General features: G+C 48.7%; 16 protein-coding genes, 12 tRNA genes and 3 pseudogenes. 13 read left to right on the plus strand and 18 right to left on the minus strand.

The genetic code is table 11. From position 1 onward, the window contains the following. Nucleotides 1-133: 133 nt before the first annotated feature. Complete coding sequence (locus ELR70_RS09050) at nucleotides 134-1,297, plus strand: FAD-dependent oxidoreductase (RefSeq protein WP_054017261.1); 1,164 nt, start codon at nucleotides 134-136, stop codon at nucleotides 1,295-1,297. Nucleotides 1,298-1,413: 116 nt separating this feature from the next. Here ELR70_RS09050 and ELR70_RS09055 read toward each other — a convergent pair. From ELR70_RS09055 to lolB, 18 genes are all read right to left on the minus strand, one after another. Then, nucleotides 1,414-1,498 (minus strand) — tRNA-Leu (locus ELR70_RS09055). A 114-nt stretch (nucleotides 1,499-1,612) separates the two neighbouring features. Beyond that, a tRNA-Leu gene (locus ELR70_RS09060) sits at nucleotides 1,613-1,697 on the minus strand. Nucleotides 1,698-1,813: 116 nt separating this feature from the next. Beyond that, nucleotides 1,814-1,888 (minus strand) — tRNA-Gln (locus tag ELR70_RS09065). 117 nt (nucleotides 1,889-2,005) lie between these two features. After that, nucleotides 2,006-2,090: transfer RNA gene (locus ELR70_RS09070), tRNA-Leu, on the minus strand. A 103-nt stretch (nucleotides 2,091-2,193) separates the two neighbouring features. Beyond that, nucleotides 2,194-2,268: transfer RNA gene (locus ELR70_RS09075), tRNA-Gln, on the minus strand. 42 nt (nucleotides 2,269-2,310) lie between these two features. After that, nucleotides 2,311-2,395: transfer RNA gene (locus tag ELR70_RS09080), tRNA-Leu, on the minus strand. Between the two features lie 19 nt (nucleotides 2,396-2,414). Continuing rightward, nucleotides 2,415-2,489: transfer RNA gene (locus ELR70_RS09085), tRNA-Gln, on the minus strand. A 36-nt stretch (nucleotides 2,490-2,525) separates the two neighbouring features. Beyond that, a tRNA-Leu gene (locus tag ELR70_RS09090) sits at nucleotides 2,526-2,610 on the minus strand. Nucleotides 2,611-2,614: 4 nt separating this feature from the next. Then, nucleotides 2,615-2,691 (minus strand) — tRNA-Met (locus ELR70_RS09095). Nucleotides 2,692-2,693: 2 nt separating this feature from the next. After that, a tRNA-Gln gene (locus tag ELR70_RS09100) sits at nucleotides 2,694-2,768 on the minus strand. Between the two features lie 39 nt (nucleotides 2,769-2,807). Beyond that, a tRNA-Leu gene (locus ELR70_RS09105) sits at nucleotides 2,808-2,892 on the minus strand. A 114-nt stretch (nucleotides 2,893-3,006) separates the two neighbouring features. After that, nucleotides 3,007-3,083: transfer RNA gene (locus ELR70_RS09110), tRNA-Met, on the minus strand. A gap of 245 nt (nucleotides 3,084-3,328) precedes the next feature. Beyond that, nucleotides 3,329-4,420 (minus strand): redox-regulated ATPase YchF, encoded by a 1,092-nt coding sequence (ychF, locus tag ELR70_RS09115; RefSeq protein WP_054017260.1) that lies wholly within the window; start codon nucleotides 4,418-4,420, stop codon nucleotides 3,329-3,331. A 58-nt stretch (nucleotides 4,421-4,478) separates the two neighbouring features. Then, nucleotides 4,479-5,063: an aminoacyl-tRNA hydrolase gene (gene pth, locus ELR70_RS09120; RefSeq protein ID WP_054017259.1), complete on the minus strand. Its 585-nt coding sequence runs from the start codon at nucleotides 5,061-5,063 to the stop codon at nucleotides 4,479-4,481. A 19-nt stretch (nucleotides 5,064-5,082) separates the two neighbouring features. Next, complete coding sequence (locus tag ELR70_RS09125; RefSeq protein WP_054017258.1) at nucleotides 5,083-5,691, minus strand: 50S ribosomal protein L25/general stress protein Ctc; 609 nt, start codon at nucleotides 5,689-5,691, stop codon at nucleotides 5,083-5,085. Nucleotides 5,692-5,890: 199 nt separating this feature from the next. Continuing rightward, the gene (locus tag ELR70_RS09130; protein WP_010386544.1) at nucleotides 5,891-6,838 is read right to left on the minus strand and encodes a ribose-phosphate pyrophosphokinase; all 948 of its coding nucleotides are present in this window, start codon (nucleotides 6,836-6,838) and stop codon (nucleotides 5,891-5,893) included. Nucleotides 6,839-6,916: 78 nt separating this feature from the next. Further along, the gene (gene ispE, locus ELR70_RS09135) at nucleotides 6,917-7,774 is read right to left on the minus strand and encodes a 4-(cytidine 5'-diphospho)-2-C-methyl-D-erythritol kinase (protein WP_054017257.1); all 858 of its coding nucleotides are present in this window, start codon (nucleotides 7,772-7,774) and stop codon (nucleotides 6,917-6,919) included. After that, nucleotides 7,771-8,358: a lipoprotein insertase outer membrane protein LolB gene (gene lolB, locus ELR70_RS09140; RefSeq protein ID WP_082353338.1), complete on the minus strand. Its 588-nt coding sequence runs from the start codon at nucleotides 8,356-8,358 to the stop codon at nucleotides 7,771-7,773. Before lolB ends, ispE begins: the two co-directional genes overlap by 4 nt. An 83-nt stretch (nucleotides 8,359-8,441) precedes the next feature. Here lolB and hemA point away from each other — a divergent pair, with 83 nt between their 5' ends. The 12 genes and pseudogenes from hemA (at nucleotide 8,442) to rlmM (ending at nucleotide 19,998) form a co-directional block, all read left to right on the plus strand. Continuing rightward, entirely contained in the window at nucleotides 8,442-9,698 is a 1,257-nt protein-coding gene (gene hemA, locus ELR70_RS09145; RefSeq protein ID WP_054017255.1) for a glutamyl-tRNA reductase, read from the plus strand. Between the two features lie 7 nt (nucleotides 9,699-9,705). Beyond that, nucleotides 9,706-10,791 (plus strand): peptide chain release factor 1, encoded by a 1,086-nt coding sequence (gene prfA / locus ELR70_RS09150; protein ID WP_054017254.1) that lies wholly within the window; start codon nucleotides 9,706-9,708, stop codon nucleotides 10,789-10,791. Continuing rightward, nucleotides 10,791-11,638 (plus strand): annotated as a pseudogene (gene prmC / locus ELR70_RS09155) (peptide chain release factor N(5)-glutamine methyltransferase). Before prfA ends, prmC begins: the two are co-directional and overlap by 1 nt. A gap of 145 nt (nucleotides 11,639-11,783) precedes the next feature. Continuing rightward, nucleotides 11,784-13,325 (plus strand): DUF3369 domain-containing protein, encoded by a 1,542-nt coding sequence (locus ELR70_RS09160; RefSeq protein WP_054017252.1) that lies wholly within the window; start codon nucleotides 11,784-11,786, stop codon nucleotides 13,323-13,325. Between the two features lie 30 nt (nucleotides 13,326-13,355). Then, complete coding sequence (locus tag ELR70_RS09165) at nucleotides 13,356-13,730, plus strand: SirB2 family protein (RefSeq protein ID WP_054017251.1); 375 nt, start codon at nucleotides 13,356-13,358, stop codon at nucleotides 13,728-13,730. Between the two features lie 144 nt (nucleotides 13,731-13,874). Next, the gene (locus tag ELR70_RS09170; protein WP_054017250.1) at nucleotides 13,875-14,678 is read left to right on the plus strand and encodes a tetratricopeptide repeat protein; all 804 of its coding nucleotides are present in this window, start codon (nucleotides 13,875-13,877) and stop codon (nucleotides 14,676-14,678) included. Nucleotides 14,679-14,775: 97 nt separating this feature from the next. After that, a pseudogene (locus ELR70_RS09175) lies at nucleotides 14,776-16,025 on the plus strand (DUF819 family protein). A gap of 34 nt (nucleotides 16,026-16,059) precedes the next feature. Further along, a complete protein-coding gene (gene kdsA / locus ELR70_RS09180) occupies nucleotides 16,060-16,914 on the plus strand; it encodes a 3-deoxy-8-phosphooctulonate synthase (protein WP_054017248.1) in 855 nt (284 codons plus the stop codon). A 62-nt stretch (nucleotides 16,915-16,976) separates the two neighbouring features. Then, on the plus strand, nucleotides 16,977-17,870 hold the full coding sequence (locus ELR70_RS09185; RefSeq protein WP_054017247.1) for a transcriptional regulator GcvA: 894 nt from the start codon (nucleotides 16,977-16,979) through the stop codon (nucleotides 17,868-17,870). Then, complete coding sequence (locus ELR70_RS09190; protein WP_054017246.1) at nucleotides 17,867-18,529, plus strand: alpha/beta family hydrolase; 663 nt, start codon at nucleotides 17,867-17,869, stop codon at nucleotides 18,527-18,529. The genes ELR70_RS09185 and ELR70_RS09190 overlap by 4 nt, the downstream gene beginning before the upstream one ends. Then, on the plus strand, nucleotides 18,522-18,890 hold the full coding sequence (locus tag ELR70_RS09195; protein ID WP_054017245.1) for a DUF423 domain-containing protein: 369 nt from the start codon (nucleotides 18,522-18,524) through the stop codon (nucleotides 18,888-18,890). Before ELR70_RS09190 ends, ELR70_RS09195 begins: the two co-directional genes overlap by 8 nt. A gap of 23 nt (nucleotides 18,891-18,913) precedes the next feature. Beyond that, nucleotides 18,914-19,998, plus strand: a pseudogene (gene rlmM, locus ELR70_RS09200) (23S rRNA (cytidine(2498)-2'-O)-methyltransferase RlmM). The last annotated feature ends 29 nt before the right edge of the window (nucleotides 19,999-20,027 follow it).

Here is a 20,027-nt window from a genome sequence, read left to right on the forward strand (position 1 = left end):
TTTAACTTTAGAAACCAAGATCAAGGCATCTTGTATTTGCTCGGCTACACTATGCAGGGCTGTGAACCTTTCAGAGCGAATTGGGTTACAATAGCAGGATATGACTTAGCAAGCAGAACTAAGGAAAAAGGGTATGAAAAACAAAGTGCTGATAGTAGGCGGTGGCATGGTGGGCGCAGCAGCGGCCGTTAAGCTCGCGCAGCAAGGCCTGACAGTCATTGTGCTCGAAACGCATCCATTGGATGCCATGCAGGCTCTAACGGACGAGACCATAGATATTAGGGTTTCAGCCATTAATCGCTTCTCAGAAGCTTTGCTGGATGAACTCCAGGCAATGCCGTTGCTTCGCAATGCCAGACTGGCACCGTATCAGCAGCTCGAAGCGTATGAGCAGGAAAATAACAGCCTGCTATTTGATTGCGAGGAGCTGGCTGCAACGCATTTAGGCCACATTGTTGAAAACCGTCTTATTCAGGCCAGTTTATGGGCACAGTTCGAACGCCTTGGCATTCAGGTCGAACAGGTTTCTGGTACGCCGCAGGCAATCAAGCAAAATACTGATTCGGTTGAGTTGATTTACCCGGAGCAAAGTTATCAGGCCGATTTACTCTTGGCTGCTGACGGCGGACGCTCTGTAGTACGCAAACTGGCCGGCATTGGGGTGACCGGTTGGCAATATCAGCAGCATTGTATGGGTGTGCTGATCAAACTGGATGCGCCGCAGCAGGTAAAAACCTGGCAGCAGTTTAAGTCGTCCGGGCCGATTGCCTTTTTGCCCATGCAATACCCGTATGCCAATCTTATTTGGTATCACCATGGCAATGAGCTGGCGCAGATGAAGACGTTATCTAATACACAGTTAAAGCAGGAGATACAAAATCACTTCTTCGATTTACCCGGTGAATTTGAGGTGTTACAAAGCGCGGTATTTCCGCTGGCCAGACAACATGCCAATCAATACCATCAGGGGCGTGTCGTCCTGATTGGCGACTCAGCACATACCATTAACCCGCTGGCAGGGCAGGGCGTTAATTTAGGGTTCAAAGATGTGGCTGCGTTGGCAAACGCACTTGAAGGCGCTGAGGACATTGGTAACGCCACCTTGCTGCGTCGCTATGAGCAGAGCCGTCGTAACGATAATCTGATGATGATGAGCATGATGGACGCCTGCTACTTTGGCTTCTCTAACGAAATTGCACCATTAAAGCATTTACGCAACCTGGTGTTAAAAGTGGCTAATCATGCTGGTCCAATTAAACGTGAAGTATTGAAACATGCTATGGGTGGCGTCGTTTAGACGTCATTCATGATATGTGATGACAACAAGGTTAATTAAATCGGATTAATAGAACAGTAAGAAAAATTAAGAGAATAGAGAATTATGACTATAAGGGAGAAGATTTAATAACTAAATGGTGCGGAAGGAGAGACTTGAACTCTCACATCCGAAGATACTGGAACCTAAATCCAGCGCGTCTACCAATTCCGCCACTTCCGCATCGTATATTTAGTTCATCAATGGAAAAGAAACCTGAATCTGTTAGAAAACAGCCAATTCTGCATTGAGTATTTAATTCTTTAAAAGAAGAAAAGTTTCAAGATAAGAGTTAGATGGTGCGGAAAGAGAGACTTGAACTCTCACAACCGAAGTTACAGAAACCTGAATCCTGCGCGTCTACCAATTCCGCCACTTCCGCATTAACTATCTATCTTTACAATGAAAAGAAACCTGAATCCTGCGTCTTATTCGACAACACCCAATTCCGCTACTTCCGCATCGTATATCTAACTAAATTTTCATCTCGTGATGAGATGGCTGGAGTACCAGGATTTGAACCTGGGAATGGCGGGATCAAAACCCGCTGCCTTACCGCTTGGCGATACTCCAGCAATAATTCAAATCTTGAATCCAGATAAATCAAAGAGATAATATCCTTCTTCTTAACGCTTGATATTACAGAAATAAAAAGCGTAATCAAGAGTTTTAGTTCTAACTTGAAGAACATGGTGCGGAAGGAGAGACTTGAACTCTCACATCCTAAGATACTGGAACCTAAATCCAGCGCGTCTACCAATTCCGCCACTTCCGCATGTTTTTTCGCTTTGATATTGGAACCTAAATCCAGCGTCTAATTCAAGACATCTGGCCAATTCCGCTACTTCCGCATCAAATTGTATCTCTCAAAGAAGAGATGGCTGGAGTACCAGGATTTGAACCTGGGAATGGCGGGATCAAAACCCGCTGCCTTACCGCTTGGCGATACTCCAACAAAGTTATTCAAAGTTGTTTCAGTTCAAACTTTAAGAACATGGTGCGGAAGGAGAGACTTGAACTCTCACATCCGAAGATACTGGAACCTAAATCCAGCGCGTCTACCAATTCCGCCACTTCCGCATTTTTATCTCATAAGAGATGGCTGGAGTACCAGGATTTGAACCTGGGAATGGCGGGATCAAAACCCGCTGCCTTACCGCTTGGCGATACTCCAACGAAAAGTTGATTATTTTAGTTCTTATCGAGAACATGGTGCGGAAGGAGAGACTTGAACTCTCACATCCGAAGATACTGGAACCTAAATCCAGCGCGTCTACCAATTCCGCCACTTCCGCAACGTGGTGGCTATGCCCTGATTTGAACAGGGGACCCCATCATTATGAGTGATGTGCTCTAACCAGCTGAGCTACATAGCCATTGGCTGGAGTACCAGGATTTGAACCTGGGAATGGCGGGATCAAAACCCGCTGCCTTACCGCTTGGCGATACTCCAACGAAACTAAATCTGTTTTAGTTCTGACTTAAAAGAACATGGTGCGGAAGGAGAGACTTGAACTCTCACATCCGAAGATACTGGAACCTAAATCCAGCGCGTCTACCAATTCCGCCACTTCCGCACATCTTTTGCTTCTATATTGGAACATAAATCCAGCGTCTATTTCTAGACATCTGGCCAATTCCGCCACTTCCGCGTTTTGCTAGCTCGATGAGTTTTGGTAGTAATTAAAGCATGGTGGCTATGCCCTGATTTGAACAGGGGACCCCATCATTATGAGTGATGTGCTCTAACCAGCTGAGCTACATAGCCATCTCTTTAATTTCTCATCATCGCTGATGCGGGGCGTATTATGCGTATATGCCCGTATGTCGTCAACACCTTTTTTGCAAAAAAATACCTAACACAGTTTGTTTGCAGATAAATTAAGCGAAGCGGGCTGTTTTTAGCGCAATTCAGCCAATAATTCTTCATACAGTGTAAGAGAAAGACAAAAAAAGCGCCATCAGGCGCTTTTTGTTAGACCAATAAACTTGGTCAATATTGAATGCAGTTACTTAGACATTGAACAAGAAGTTCATCACATCGCCGTCTTTTACAATGTAATCTTTACCTTCCTGGCGCATTTTACCTGCGTCTTTAGCACCGCTTTCACCTTGGTATTCAATGTAGTCATTAAAACCAATGGTTTGTGCACGAATAAAGCCACGCTCAAAGTCGGTGTGGATCTTACCCGCTGCCTGTGGCGCAGTGGCACCAACAGGAATAGTCCATGCGCGTACTTCTTTAACACCTGCTGTAAAGTAGGTTTGTAGCTTCAGTAGCTCGTAACCGCCACGGATCACCAGGTTAAGCCCTGGCTCTTCCAGACCAAGGTCAGCCATGAACTCTAGCTTGTCTTCTTCTTCAAGTTCAGACAGTTCAGATTCAATTGCAGCACAGACCGGGATCACAACCGCTTCTTCAGCTGCGGCAATCTCACGTACCTGGTCTAAGAATGGATTATTTTCGAAACCATCCTCAGTCACGTTTGCGATGTACATGGTCGGCTTAATCGTTAAGAAGTTAAGCGGCTTAATCGCAGCTAACTCTTCTTTTGTCAGCTCTAATGAGCGCAGTGTTAACCCTTCATCCAGGTGTGCTTTGACCTTTTCCAGTACTTCGTTTTGGAATTTAGCGTCTTTATCGCCACCTTTGGCTTTTTTAGCATTACGTTGTGCTGCGCGGTCGGCCGCTTCCATATCTGCTAAAACCAGCTCAGTGTTGATAACATCAATATCGTCTGCCGGGTTTACCTGACCAGATACGTGGACGATGTTTTCATCTTCAAAGCAGCGAACAACATGACCAATGGCATCTGTTTCGCGAATGTTTGCTAAGAACTGGTTACCCAGACCTTCACCTTTAGATGCGCCCTTTACCAGGCCTGCGATATCAACAAACTCCATCGTGGTTGCGATGGTTTTTTGTGGATTAACGATCGCAGCCAATTGGTCCAGACGCGGATCCGGAACGGCAACTACGCCGGTGTTTGGCTCGATAGTACAAAAAGGGAAGTTCGCGGCTTCGATGCCCGCTTTGGTTAATGCATTGAATAGGGTTGACTTACCTACGTTAGGCAGGCCAACAATGCCACATTTAAAACCCATAGTTTAAAACCTTTAGTTTGCCATCAATCACAGCTGTAACGGGACTGGAGAGTCGGTGTTACGGCTTAAAAGAATGTAGTCTATTTTGTGCTTTTAACACACCGTCTTTGGCCAGAATTTCCATACAACGCACGGCTTCATCTACCACAGCATCGATTTTTTCCTGATCTGCCTGAGGGGCTTTGCCCAGCACCCAGCCTGTTACTTTGTCTCTGTGTCCAGGGTGGCCAATACCAATACGCAGGCGCATAAACTCTTTGTTATTGCCCAGCTTGGCGATAATGTCTTTGAGACCATTGTGCCCACCGTGACCGCCGCCTTTTTTGAGTTTGGCGACACCAGGTTCCATATCCATCTCATCATGTGCAACCAGGATCTGCTCTGGCGGGATCTTATAGAAGTTTGCCAGGCTACCTACGGCTTTACCGCTTAGGTTCATAAAGGTGGTTGGGATCAGTAGCTTAAATTCCTGATTGTTCAGAATAAGCTTGCCACTAAGGCCATGGTGTTTTGAGTCAGTTTTGAGGGGGACGTTGTAGCGCTTGGCCAGTTCTTCGATAAACCAGGCACCGGCATTGTGACGGGTGTTTGCGTATTCGGGGCCTGGATTAGCCAGGCCCACTAGCATTTGAATAGTATTCAAGGTGCTAACACCTTAAAAATTATTCAGCAGCTTCTTCAGCTGTTTCTTCAGTAGCGCCGCCTTTAGGTGCGTTTACAGTTACAACCGCTTGGTCGTGGTCTGCACCTTTAGCTAGCTCAACAGAAACTACACCAGCTGGAAGAGTGATGTCTGAAAGGTGTACCGTTGCGCCAACTTCGATAGCTGCTACGTCAACTTCTACGAACTCAGGAAGCTGAGCTGGCAGACACGTGATTTCGATTTCAGTTACGTGGTGAGCAATAGTGTTGCCGCCTTTAGTTGCTGCTTCTTCGTTGATGAAGTGTACAGGCACTTTAGTGTGAAGCTTTTGAGAAGCGTCAACGCGTTGGAAGTCAAGGTGAGTTACCTTAGGCTTGTACGGGTGACGTTGGATGTCTTTCAGGATAGCTTCAACAGACTCACCACCGATGTTCAGAGTCAGGATGTGCGTGTAGAAACCTTCGTCTTCTTGCATCTGGATAACTTTGTTGTGGTCCAAAGTAAGCGAAACAGCGTCTTTGCCTGCACCGTAAAGGATAGCAGGAACTTTATCAGCGCGACGTAGGCGGCGGCTCGCACCAGTACCCAGAGTTTCGCGTACTTCAGCGTTTAATACGTATTGTGACATGAGTGTCTCCAATTATTTTAGTTAATACTTCGAAGGGCTCGCGACCAAGCACTTCGGTAAATCACTGCACTCGCCGTGGTTGTATCCAAAGCAAGCCCAGTAAAAAGGCGCGCTAATATACCACTAACCAGCAGCCTTGCAAACCTTTGGATATAAAAAAAGCACCCTAAGGTGCTTTTTCTTTGCCAGTGAACACGGATTAGTGTTCAAACATCGCAGAGATAGACTCTTCGTTGCTGATGCGGCGGATGGTTTCAGCCAGCATATCAGCCAGCGTCAGTACTTTGATCTTATCAACAGACTTCAGCTCGTCCGACAGCGTAATTGAGTCAGTGACAATCACTTCGTCAATCACTGAATTGCGCAGGTTCTCTGCGGCATTGCCAGACAGAACCGGGTGCGTAGCATAAGCAAACACGCGCTTAGCACCGTGCTCTTTCAGTGCAGCAGCGGCTTTACACAGCGTACCACCTGTATCAATCATATCGTCGACGATGATACAGTCGCGGCCTTCCACATCACCAATGATGTGCATGACCTGAGAAACGTTAGCCTGTGGGCGACGTTTGTCGATGATAGCCAGGTCTTTGTCATCTAGGAGTTTGGCGATTGCACGTGCACGTACTACACCCCCAATATCTGGCGACACGACCACAACATCGTCAAAGTCGCGCTCTTTCATGTCTTCAAGCAGCACCGGGCTACCAAACACATTGTCTACAGGTACATCGAAGAAGCCCTGGATCTGCTCAGCGTGCAGGTCTACGGTCAGAACGCGGTCAACACCAACGCTTGATAAGAAGTCCGCAACAACTTTTGCAGTGATTGGCACACGCGCAGAACGTACACGACGATCCTGACGGGCATAGCCGAAGTATGGAATAACGGCGGTAATACGACCTGCAGAAGCACGACGTAAAGCATCCACCATCACAATGAGTTCCATCAGGTTGTCATTGGTTGGTGCACAAGTGGATTGGACGATGAATACATCGGAACCACGAACATTTTCATTGATTTGAACGCTGATCTCGCCGTCGCTAAAACGGCCTACAACGGCATCACCTAATTCGATAAACAAACGTTTTGCAACTTTTTGAGCTAGCTCAGGTGTTGCGTTACCAGCGAAGAGCTTCATGTCGGGCACGGTAGGGTTCCTCAGGCACTGTAATATATATTTTGCAATGACGGCGTCTGTGACAGTGTCAAAACAGGCTAACTTAAACTATTTTACTTCATCTTCACGCCATGCAGCCAGTTGCCGGTGGGCAATTGACTCGCTTGCGCTTTGTGTAACAAAGCCTGTCCAGTGAGACGGGAGTTGTTCGAGTACACGCTGTGCCGCCTGTGCTGAATCAAATTCTGCAAAGCAGCATCCTCCGGTTCCCGTCATTCTGGACGGCGCATATTTTAGCAACCAGCTCAGGGTTTTTTCAACCTCGGGGTAGAGCTTTTTGACTAATGCCTGACAGTCGTTGTGTGTCTGCTCGATGGTCCAGCCCTCAGATAATTTCGGGGTATTTCGCGGCAGCTCTGGGTGTGTGAACACTTCAACAGTGCCAACATGGACATTGGGAAAGACCACCAGATAGTGTTTTGTTGCCAGAGTATAGGGGCTCAGCTCCTCCCCAACCCCTTGCGCCAACGACGTTTTTCCGCGTACAAAGACAGGCACATCCGCACCGAGAGATAATCCGATATCCGCAAGCTGGTCGATTGACAATTCACATTGCCATAATGTGTTTAATGCAAGCAACGTGGTTGCAGCATCGGATGAGCCACCCCCTACGCCGCCACCCATAGGAAGCTTTTTAACTAGCTGAACATGGACACCAAGTGGTGATTGTTTATAGGGCCGGAGCGCTTCTGCAGCACGGTAAATCAAATTGTCTTGCAACGGAATGCCGGCGACATCGCCCTCGATCTCCAGCACATCTTGCTCGATAAGCGAAAAAGTCAGCTCATCGCCGTATTCCAGCATAGTAAACAGGGTTTCGAGTTCATGGTAGCCATCAGCACGACGTCCATTGATGTGCAAAAACAGGTTCAGTTTGGCCGGGGCCGTTAATGTCAGTGTCTTCATAAGGTCTCAAAATGCCAGTTGCTGATACGGATCTTAATGGTGATGTCTTTGTGCGTCAGCGTTAGCCGGGTTGGCAGTGTCAGTCCGTTAACGCGTTGATAGGTTTGGTAAGCAACCTGCCAGCGCAGACCTTGTTCGTCTTGCCAGGTGGCCTGAGTTAATTGTTGTTTATCATTATACTGATTGCCAGGGGCGTCTATGTTACCCGTTAACCATTGCGGGGCTTGTGACACAGGGAGTTGCCAGCCGCTCAGACGGTACACTAAATCGCTGCTGTCTGCACTGGTGTAAGTGTTATCTTCGAGCGTCAGCTCACTGTGCTGGTCAAACTCTTCTAATTTTAATACCTGAGTACCAATAAAGGTATTCAACGTCAGGGTTTGTTTTTGTGCCCGGTATTGCCAATTAAAGTTTGCAGACTGGCGCTCCTCGGGAGAGATAAAGGCCAGCTTACCGGTTGCTCGCCAATTGTTATAACTTTCGGGACGATTCTGCTGTAAATGCTCGTCAGGCGCGGTAATTCGCTGTGCACACCCGCCCAGAAACAATAAAAACATGAGCAAAATCAAATGAAACTGTTTCAAACTAAGTTCCTTACTTTCCATATTCGATTGATTTTTGGTAAAATTAGCGGCTTTAAAGCAGGGCTTGAGCAACACTGGCAGTTATGACCATCATCGCACTTGGGATCAATCACAAAACCGCGTCCGTCGAATTGAGGGAAAAAGTCGCCTTTTCTCCGCAACAGCTATCGGATGCGCTACAGCAACTATCACAGTTGCCGCAGTTTAATGAGTCTGTGATTGTTTCTACCTGCAATCGGACCGAAATCTATTGTAGCCTTGGCGACTCGAATTCCCAAGCGCTTCTGGGCTGGCTGGCGGATTTTCACCAGATAGAAGAGCAAGAGCTGGCCGAAAACGTCTATGTGCACCACAATCAGGATGCCGTCAATCACCTGATGCGAGTGGCCTGTGGTTTAGATTCTTTGGTGTTGGGTGAACCTCAGATACTGGGTCAGATTAAGCAAGCGTATAACAGTGCGAAAGCGCATAACGGCATTCAACCGGTGTTTGAGCGCTTGTTTCAGAAAACGTTTTCTGTGGCTAAGCAAGTGCGTACCGAGACTGAAATTGGTGCAAGCGCCGTCTCTGTGGCCTATGCAGCGGTAAACCTGGCCAAGCATATTTATGGGCAGCTGGAAAAAACCAACGTATTACTGATTGGTGCCGGTGAAACCATTGAGCTGGTTGCCAAACACCTGTCGCAACACAACCCCAAAGCAATTACCGTTGCCAACCGCACCATTGAGCGGGCTCAATCTCTGGCGGATGAAATTAACGCGCATGTCATTTCTTTAGCTCAGTTACCAGAGCAATTACACCAGGCGGATATCGTGATTAGTTCAACAGCCAGTACCTTGCCAATCATAGGTAAAGGGGTCGTTGAGCAGGCTCTTAAAAAACGCAAACATAAGCCGATGCTGTTTGTCGATATTGCTGTGCCACGCGATATCGAAAGCCAGGTAAATGACTTAGACGCTGCCTACCTTTATACGGTAGACGACCTGCAGGCAATCGTGAATGAAAACATGGCTTCGCGCGAACAAGCAGCACGTGAAGCACAGCACATCATTGATGACAAAACCCATGAGTTTGCACAGTGGCAGCGTTCACTGACATCGGTGGATGTGATCCGGGAATATCGAGAATCTGCCCAGACGATTAAATTAGAGCTCGTGGAAAAGGCGTTAAATCAGCTACAATCGGGTAAGAATTCAGAAAAGGTCTTGTTAGAACTGGCAAATAAACTCACTAATCGACTTACTCACGCACCGACCCGAGCGATTCAGTCGGCAGCTAAAGAGGGCGACGTTGAGCGTATTGCAGTATTAAAACAAGCATTAGGTATTGAGCAGGAATAAGAGTTAAATGAAAGAGTCCGTTTATCGTAAATTGGAAACTTTGGTAGAGCGCCACGAAGAAGTGGAAGCCATGCTGGGGGATCCGGAAGTCATTGGCGATCAGAACCGTTTTCGCGCATTGTCAAAAGAGTACTCAGAGCTTGAGGATGTGGTGAAGGCGTTTACTGCTTATCAGCAGGCGCAGGAAAACGTAGCAGCAGCCGAAGAAATGCTGAAGGATTCTGATCCGGATATGCGTGAAATGGCTCAGGAAGAATATAAAGAAGCAAAAGAACAAATTTCAGAACTGGAAGAGCAGCTCCAGATCCTGATGCTGCCAAAAGATCCTAAAGACGACAACAACGTATTTTTGGAAGTCCGTGCCGGTACGGGTGGTGACGAAGCGGCTATCTTTGCAGGTGACTTGTTCCGTATGTACAGCCGCTATGCCGAAACTCAGAAGTGGCAGGTTGAGGTTGTTAGTGCCAATGAAGGCGAACATGGTGGTTACAAAGAGATCATTGCTAACATCAAAGGCGATGGTGTATATGGTAAGCTGAAGTTTGAGTCAGGCGCACACCGTGTACAACGTGTACCAGAGACTGAGTCTCAGGGCCGTGTCCATACTTCAGCGTGTACAGTGGCTGTGATGGCGGAGATCCCGGAAGCGGAAGCCATTGAAATTAACCCAGCAGATCTGAAAGTCGACACCTTCCGTGCCTCGGGCGCCGGTGGTCAGCACGTTAACAAAACTGACTCTGCTATCCGTATTACCCATATTCCAACCGGCGTTGTGGTTGAATGTCAGGATGAACGTTCACAGCATAAAAACCGTGCTAAGGCTTTGTCAGTATTGGGTGCGCGCCTGCAGCAGGCGGAAGACGAAAAACGTCAGGCTGCCGAGGCAAGTGAGCGTCGTAACCTGGTCGGTAGCGGTGACCGCTCTGAGCGGATACGGACTTACAACTATCCGCAGGGTCGTATTACGGATCACCGTATTAACCTCACGCTTTATCGTCTGAATGAAGTTGTAGCAGGTGATCTGGGCGCTGTTATCGACCCGTTAGTGTTGGAGTATCAGGCTGATCTGTTAGCTGCCATGGGCGACGATTAATGACGCAACATTTAACCCTTGCTCAGGCGATTGCCTGGGCGAGCGGGCAACTTCAGAGCAGCTCAGAGTCGGCGAAACTCGATGCCGAAGTGCTGCTTTTGCATATCCTTCAAAAAAACCGTAGTTATTTATTTGCCTGGCCCGAAGCAGAATTAAACGCCGATCAACAGCAGCGTTTTGCAACCCTGATCGCGCGTCGAGAAGCCGGAGAGCCGGTCGCTCATCTAACGGGAGAGCGGGAGTTCTGGAGCCTGCCTTTATACGTCAATAACAGTACTCTGATCCCACGCCCGGACACCGAAACCCTGGTTGAACAGGCGCTGGCATTGGCTTTGCCGACACAGGCCAGAGTACTTGATCTGGGCACCGGGACGGGCGCCATTGTGCTGGCGTTGGCATCGGAGCAACCTGGTTGGCAACTAATCGGTGTTGACTTCTCAAGCGATGCTGTGGCGCTGGCAGAGAAAAACCGCCAGCGTCTGGGTTTTGAGCATGTGCAAATCCGCCAGAGTGACTGGTTTTCAGCGTTGACAGATCAGTGTTTTGATCTGATTGTTAGCAACCCGCCTTATATTTGTGAAACAGATAAACACCTGAGTCAGGGGATGTGCGTTTTGAGCCTTTATCCGCTTTGGTGGCACCGGATCAAGGTTATGCCGATATTCGTCATATTATTGAGCAAGCGCAGGCGCATCTTACGTCTGATGGGTATCTGATGTTTGAGCATGGCTATCAACAAGCTGCTGGTGTTCAGCAGATTTTTGCACAAATGAACTATCGCAATATACTTACAATAAAAGATATGGCAGGCTGTGATAGGGTAACGATGGCGCAAAAGCCGCAATAATCGTTATTTCTTGAGCAAAGCTACAATAAAAGTAGCGATGCCGTATAAGCGAGCAACAAGCCGGTTATCCTCAACCGGTTTCATGTCCGTCAGCACGCGCAATACTGGCGAGATACGAGTACAAAAGAGTGTTAAGGACTCTCCAATGGATGATTTTTTGTTTTCAGACGATCCGGGTGAAGTAGAAGTACAGGAAAAAAGTGGCACCTGGAAGGTGATCATTGTTGATGATGAACCCGAGGTGCATGCGGTAACCAAACTCGCGCTAAGTGACTTTGAGTTTCAGAAAAAGCGCCTTGAATTTCTCAGTGCCTATTCTGGCGAGGAAGCAAAAAAGGTGGTTATGGACCACCCTGATGCAGCGATTGTGCTACTTGATGTTGTGATGGAAACGGATGACGCAGGGTTGAGAGTTGCGCAATATATTCGCGAGACGGCTAAAAATAACAACATTCGCATTATATTGCGTACCGGACAGCCAGGTCAGGCCCCGGAGCGTCAGGTCATCGTCAATTACGATATTAATGACTATAAATCCAAAACTGAGTTGACGGCACAAAAGCTGTTTACTGTAGTGATGTCGAGCTTGCGTTCCTACCGTGACATTCTGTCTATTGATCAGTCTCGTCAGGGGCTGGAAAAAATCATCACTGCATCACGAAATATTTTTGCTTCGCATTCCATCGACCAGTTTATCGAAGGGGTGATCCAGCAGCTGACTTCTTTGTTAGGGACTGTTGATGAAGCCATTTATGCAACGTCTTTGGTTGCCAGCAATGACCCCTCCAATAGCAGTGACAAACTGGTGGTGTTTACAGGTCGTGGCGAGTTTGCCAGAAGTGAAGGTAAGCCGATTGAAGACGTGCTGGACCCAGAACAAATGGATGCCTGTCGTCAGGCATTGCAAGACCGTGGCATAGTTTATAAGGACAATTATCTGTTTGCGTATTGTTCGAGTGAATATAACCATGCGTCTATGCTGTTTGTCTCAGGTATCCCTGAATTTTTGACCGACACGCAAAAGCACTTGATCAAAATATTCTCGCAAAACGTACAACTGGCCTATGAAAATGTTCAGCTTCAGGCAGAGATAGAAGACACTCAGCAGGAGTTGGTATATCGATTAAGCGAAGCGCTTGAGCAGCGCTCTACGGAATCGGGCAATCATGTTAAGCGCGTTGCAAACATCTGTTATGTGCTGGCCAAGCACTACGGTCTCAGCTATCGCGAAGCCGAGCTGGTACGTCTTGCCTCACCCTTACACGACGTTGGTAATGTAGGCATTCCCGACGCGATTTTGAACAAGCCACATAAGTTGGAGCCCGAAGAATGGGATGTAATGAAGTCTCATACTCAAAAGGGTTACCAGATTCTGCGCGACTCACGCCGTGAGATAGTTAATGCCGGCGCTATGATCGCTCGCGATCACCATGAACGGTGGGACGGTAGCGGATATCCGAGTGGTAAAAAAGGTGAAGAGATCCATATCTTCGGACGTATTGCGGCGATTGCAGATGTCTACGACTCCATGCGTCACGAGCGTTGCTATCGCCCGGCGTACAGCCTGGACGAAGTGGTGGCCGAAATAAACAGTCAAAAGGGTAAGCACTTTGACCCTAAGCTGGTTGATGTGTTCAATACTGTAATTGACGAGCTGGAACAGATCCTGGCTCGGTTAGAAGATTGATTTTATAGCTGATTTAAATAAGGGGCAATTTTGGACTACATGGCACTTAAACACACGCATGTGATGTTTGCAGTTTTAAGTATTATTTTGTTTTATACCCGCGCCGTTTCGCGTTTGGCCAGTGGCAAGCTGGCTGCCAATAAAGGGGTGTTTATCGCCAGTCATAGTGTCGATACTTTACTGTTGATCAGCGCTGTTTCACTGGCTGTGATGGCCAGTCTGAACCCTGCGCAGCAACCCTGGTTGATGGAAAAAATCGTTTTGGTGATTGCGTATATTGTGTTGGGCTTTGTGGTTGCAAAGTCAACAACAAAAGCAAAGCAAGTAGGAGCTCTGGTACTTGCGACTCTGACCCTGCTGGCCGTTGGCTACCTTGCCAGCGCTAAAAACGCGCTCATATTGTAATATTTGCGCCGGGCAGCCCGCTGTCCGGCCACCCGCCCAAAGCTCTGTCTATTTTCCTCAAAATAAAAATCCCCTTGGGAATGTGATGAAAAATGTTACACTAGCCCATTATAATTTTAGACAGTAGAAAACAGTTCGTTATTTATGACTGATATCTGGTTCGATGAACACGACGCAAGTTCGGAGCATTTCTCTACCCCGGCCTTGTTACGTTGTATCTGGGCTGAGCCACACTGGGATGCTCAGGCCGATACCTCCCACACGCTATGTTTACTGGCAGAGCTTGAGCAGGCCGTTGACGACATTTGCCATAAAAATGCCGACAAACACACGTGCGTGGATGCGCTGCTCGATACGTTTTATACCCAATGGTTATTTAGTGGCACGGACCAAAAAGTGCCAGAACATTTACTAAACAATGTTTGTTACGCTTTAAAGATGCACAGTGGCACCAGCATGGCGTTGGCGCTTATTCTGGTACATTTGCTGGAGCGAGCTAACCTTACAGCAAGCCTGGCGATTAATCAGGGCGATGTGCAGGTACACATTGCTCTGAGCGACGAAGAAGGCTATATAATAGACCCCAGCTCAGGCCACCAAGCCTGGTATGTGATCCCTGAAAATGGTGATGACAAAGAGCAGGAGCCTCTGGAGCTGGTGTTTGGAGAGGAAGCCTTCAAGCTTTATCTTGCTCAGCAAAAATGGTCGTTTATTGCAGCTGAGAAATTTGGTCATGCACTGAGCTGTGTCGAGATGTTGATGGAATTACTGGGTGATGACCCTTATGAGCGTCGTGATAGGGGCTATCTGCTTAATCAACTCAATTGTCCAAAAATGGCAAAAGATGATCTGCAATTTTTTGTTGATGAATGCCCAGACGACCCAACCATTGAACTCATTCAAAATCAAATCGCTGAGCTGGCCGACCATAATAATATCCTCCATTAGGTGAGGTCAGTGCGCACTGCACAGGAGGGAGTTATGCCTGTCATCGGTGCTAACTTCCTGAGCGGTTTTTGTATAATCAAGGAAACAGAGAGATCCTATGCAAGAGAGTAGTGTACTCATTACCAATAATGCCGTTGTGCTTGGCCTGTTAGCAATTATCCTGGGGTTTGTGTTTTATACCTCTAATCTGAAAACGGGATTCTGGGCCAAGTTTTATCGCTATGTGCCCGCCCTGTTGATGTGCTATTTCCTGCCATCTTTGCTAAACACCTTTGGGATTGTCGATGGCAGCGGTAACGATGTTTATACGGTTGCTAAGTACTTTTTATTGCCAGCTTGTCTGGTGTTGCTGACGTTGAGCATCGATCTTAAGTCCATCATGGGGCTGGGTAAACGCGCCATCATTATGTTTCTGACTGGTACGGTCGGCGTGGTGCTTGGCGGGCCGATAGCGCTACTGATCACGGCCACTTTTATGCCTGAACTACTCGGTGTCGCCGGGCCTGAAGCGGTATGGCGCGGTATGGCTGCACTGGCCGGTAGCTGGATTGGCGGCGGTGCCAATATGGTGGCGATGAAAGAAATCTATGGTGCCGGCGGAGAGATCTTTACCATTATGGTCACAGTCGACATAGTGGTCGCCAACTTGTGGATGGCTGGTTTGCTATTTTTGGCCGCCAGGCATAAAGACATTGATGCGCGAACCGGCGCAGATACGGCCTCGATTGAGCGCCTGATTGACAAAGTGCAGGCCTTTGAAGCGGAGCATGCAAGACGGCCTGAATTAAAAGACTTAATGCTACTGGTCGCCTTTGCTTTTGGCGCAACCGGGTTGGCGCATTTCGCCGCCGATTTGCTGGTGCCTTACTTCGCCAGTAATTTCCCAGAGCTGAAGAAGTTTTCCCTGCATTCTAAACTGTTTTGGATCATCGTTCTGGTCACCACCATTGGCCTCGCTCTGTCATTTACAAAAGCGCGCAACTTTGAGGCTGTGGGCGCCTCCAAAGTGGGCAGTAGTTTCTTATATATCCTGGTAGCAACCATAGGCTTGCACATGGACATCACCAAAATTGTTGAAGCCCTAAATACGTGGTAATTGGCCTGATCTGGATGGCGGTGCATGTGGGGTTATTATTTTTGGTGGCTAAACTCATTAAAGCGCCGGTGTTTTACGTGGCGGTTGGCAGTAAAGCCAACATAGGTGGTGCGGCATCAGCGCCTGTGGTTGCGTCGGCATTCCACCCGGCGCTGGCACCTGTAGGTGTGCTGTTAGCCGTATTGGGCTATGCGTTGGGCACCTACGCAGCCTGGTTGTGCGGACAAATTTTACGTGTAATTGGCAGTTAGTGCCGCCAGTTAGCGACTATTTTTAGGAAAGACAATGAATACACAGATTATCAAAGTAGCAGACATCGAGGTTGCAAACGACAAACCTTTCGTGCTGTTTGGTGGCATGAATGTGCTTGAATCACGTGACCTGGCAATGCGCATTGCCGAGCACTATGTTGAAGTGACCAGCAAACTGGGCATCCCCTATGTGTTTAAGGCATCGTTCGATAAAGCCAACCGCTCTTCTATCAACTCATACCGCGGTCCGGGTATGGAAGAGGGGCTTAAAATCTTTGAAGAAATCAAAAATACCTTTAACGTGCCGCTGATCACTGACGTTCATGAGCCTCATCAGGCGGCACCGGTTGCCGAAGTGGTTGATGTGATCCAGTTGCCAGCCTTTTTGGCGCGTCAAACTGATTTGGTTGTGGCTATGGCTAAGACCGGCAATGTCATCAATGTAAAAAAACCTCAGTTCTTGGCGCCGCATGAGATGCGTCACATCATCAAAAAGATGAGCGAGGCGGGCAACGAACAAGTGATCTTGTGTGAACGCGGCACCAGCTTTGGTTATAACAACCTGGTAGTCGATATGCTGGGCATGGATGACATGAAGCATATGGCGCCGGTGATCTTCGATGCCACACACGCTCTGCAGCGCCCGGGCGGTCGCAGTGATTCGGCCGATGGTCGTCGTGCACAGGCGGCTGAGCTGGCACGCAGCGGTATGGCGTTGGGTCTGGCAGGCTTATTTATTGAAGCACACCCCAATCCAAACGAAGCCAAATGTGATGGTCCGTGTGCACTGCCGCTGGCGAAGCTGGAAGGGTATTTGCAGCAGATGAAAGCCGTGGACGATCTGGTAAAGAGTTTTGCTCCGCTGGATACCAGCGCTGCTGATCTCTAAGCATAGACTTGTTGGCGGAGGATACTCCGCCATTTTTATAAGCCTGGTTTGGAATTCCCGCCATGTCACGACGATTACCTCCATTAAACGCACTGAAAGCTTTTGAGGCCGCAGCCCGGCACCTGAGTTTTACCAAAGCTGCCGAAGAACTGTTTGTGACCCAGGCAGCCATCAGCCACCAGATCAAGATTCTGGAAGAGCACCTCGGGGTTAAACTTTTCTTACGTAAAAACAGGTCTCTGCTGTTGACCGAAGAAGGGCAGGGCTATTTCCTGGATATCAAAGAGCTGTTTTCTCAGTTGATCGATGCCACAGAAAAACTGTTGGCACGGGGTGCAAAAGGATCTCTTACAGTGAGTCTGACGCCCAGTTTTGCGATTCAGTGGCTGGTGCCCAGGCTCAGCCTGTTTAATGAACTACATCCGGACATTGATGTGCGAATAAAAGCACAGGATCTGGATGAAAACTCATTAACCGATGACGTGGACGTGGCCATTTATTATGGCCGGGGCAACTGGAGCGGCGTGCAAACCCATAAGCTGCACACCGAATACCTGGTGCCCATGTGTAGCCCTTTGCTGCTCAATGGCCCTAAGCCGCTGGATCAGCCCAGCGACCTCGCGAATCACACTCTGCTTCACGATACCACCCGACGCGCCTGGAAAGCCTGGCTGAAAACCGCCGGGGTGCGCAATGTGCCGGCTAACACCGGACCAATTTTCAGTCACTCGTCTATGGTGACTCAGGCAGCGGTGCATGGCCAGGGGATCGCGCTGGGCAATAGCGTGTTGGCCAAACCCGACCTGGATGCCGGCCGTTTGATCATTCCATTTAGCCACCACCTGGAAAGTAAAAATGCTTACTATCTGGTGTGTCGTGAATCTCAGGCTGAATTAGGTAAAATAGTGTCCTTCAAAAACTGGATGCTGGAAATGGTAGAGCAGGAACAACAATGACGCAGAGCGATGTAAAGATTGATATCGAGTGGCATCAGGCTGACGCACCTCAGGCGCAGCTGATCCTGGCCCATGGCGCAGGAGCGGGCCGTGACAGCGACTTTATGCAGGACATGGCAAACCGCCTGAGTGCTTTAGGAGTCACCGTCGGGTTGTTTGATTTTGGCTATATGCAGATGGCAAAGGCGCTGGATAAACGTCGCCCGCCGGAGCGAGCACCTAAATTGCTGGCCCATTATCGCGATGTGCTGAGCGCGCAGCTCGACGGCTTACCTGTGTTTATCGGTGGTAAGTCTATGGGCGGGCGGATGGCATCTATGCTGGTCTGTGAAGATGATATTCAGGTACAGGGCGTGTTTGCGCTGGGTTATCCGTTCCACCCACCGGGCAAGCCCGAGAAACTGCGTACCGAGCACTTTGCCGATATCCCTTGCCCGTTTGTGGTGCTGCAAGGAGAGCGTGATACGTTTGGTAATCAAGCCGAGGTCACGGCTTTAGCTGCACAAGCTGAAGAGCAGAGCTGGCCAGAGCTGGTATGGCTTAAAGATGGCGACCATTCATTGAAGCCGCGCAAAGCCAGCGGCCTGACAGAAGCGCAAAACCGCCAGCTGGCCGCTGAGGCCATTGCTGCTAAAATTGCGGAGATACTCAATGGCTAAGCTATTCTTACTGCTGGGCGGGGCATTTTGTATGCTGTCGGTCATGCTGGGGGCCTTTGCCGCTCATGGCCTGAAAAGCCGTTTGAGCGACTATGCCATTGGCATATTTAAAACCGGCGCTGAATATCAGATGACCCACGGTCTGGCCTTGCTGGCCGTGGCCTTGCTCCTGAAATGGGGCGTGAAAGTTCAGCTCTCGGGCTATTTATTTGCGACCGGGATTGTCCTGTTCAGTGGCAGCCTGTATTTGCTGGCGCTGACCGGTGCTAAGTGGTTGGGACCAATTACGCCACTGGGCGGACTGTGTTTTATTCTTGGCTGGGCCTGGCTGCTGTTTCAGGTTGCCCGCCAGCCCTTTTAATTGATTAGAGACTTTTTATCACTATGTCTAGTGTGGTTATTTATTGCCGAAGCGGCTTCGAAAGCGATGCGGCGGCTGAAATTACGCATCACGCCGCGTTACATCATGTCGCCGGTTACGTAAAAGCTAAGCCCAATACGGGCTATGTGACCTTTGAGTGCTTTGACCCGGCTCAGAGTGAGCAGCTACTCAAGCAGGTTGATTTTTCCAGCCTGGTGTTTGCCCGCCAGTGGTTTGTGGGTGTGCTGTTAAGCAAAATGCCCGTTGAAGACCGCGTATCTGAGATCAAACAGGTGGTTGGTGATTTCCCTTTGTGTGGCGATCTGCGGGTAGAAACCCGGATACCAATGAAGGCAAAGAGCTGTCGAAGTTCTGTAAGAAATTTTCGACGCCACTTGCCAAAGCGCTTGAAAAGCAAAATAAGCTGACCCGCGACCACAAAGCCCATAAGCCAGTGCTGCATGTGCTGTTTCTGGCAAACGACACCGCCTATGTCGGTTACTCATTCAGCAATAACAACTCGCCGTTCTTTATGGGGATCCCCAGGCTGAAGATGCCAGCCGATGCACCGAGCCGCTCAACGCTTAAGCTGGATGAAGCTTTCAATGTCTTTGTTGGTAAAGAGAACGAGCCTGAGCGGGTTCGCTCTGGCATGCGCGGCGTGGATCTGGGTGCCTGTCCGGGTGGCTGGACCTATCAGCTGGTACGCCGTGGGTTGTTTGTAGCGGCAATCGACAATGGCCCGATGAACGACGATTTAATGGAAACCGGGCAGGTGAAACACTTCCGTGAAGATGGCTTTAAATACCGCCCCGAAAAGCGCAACATTGACTGGCTGGTGTGTGATATGGTCGAAAAACCAACCCGCGTCAGCGAATTGATGGTCGACTGGATAGTGAACGGTTTTGTCCGCGAGCTGATCTTCAATCTCAAACTGCCCATGAAAAAGCGCTTTGATACGGTTTATGAGTGTTTAACGCTGATCCACGACGAGCTGAAAAAGTACGGCGTAGGCTATGAGCTACAGGCCAAACATCTTTATCACGACCGCGAAGAAGTAACCGTGCACATTCAGGTACTGAAAGTGCCGCAAAACCTCTACAGCTAAGCCCTATTTAGGCGGTGCCCTTGCAGGGT

Source organism: Pseudoalteromonas sp. R3 (assembly GCF_004014715.1).
In the GTDB taxonomy this organism is placed as follows: Bacteria; Pseudomonadota; Gammaproteobacteria; order Enterobacterales; family Alteromonadaceae; genus Pseudoalteromonas.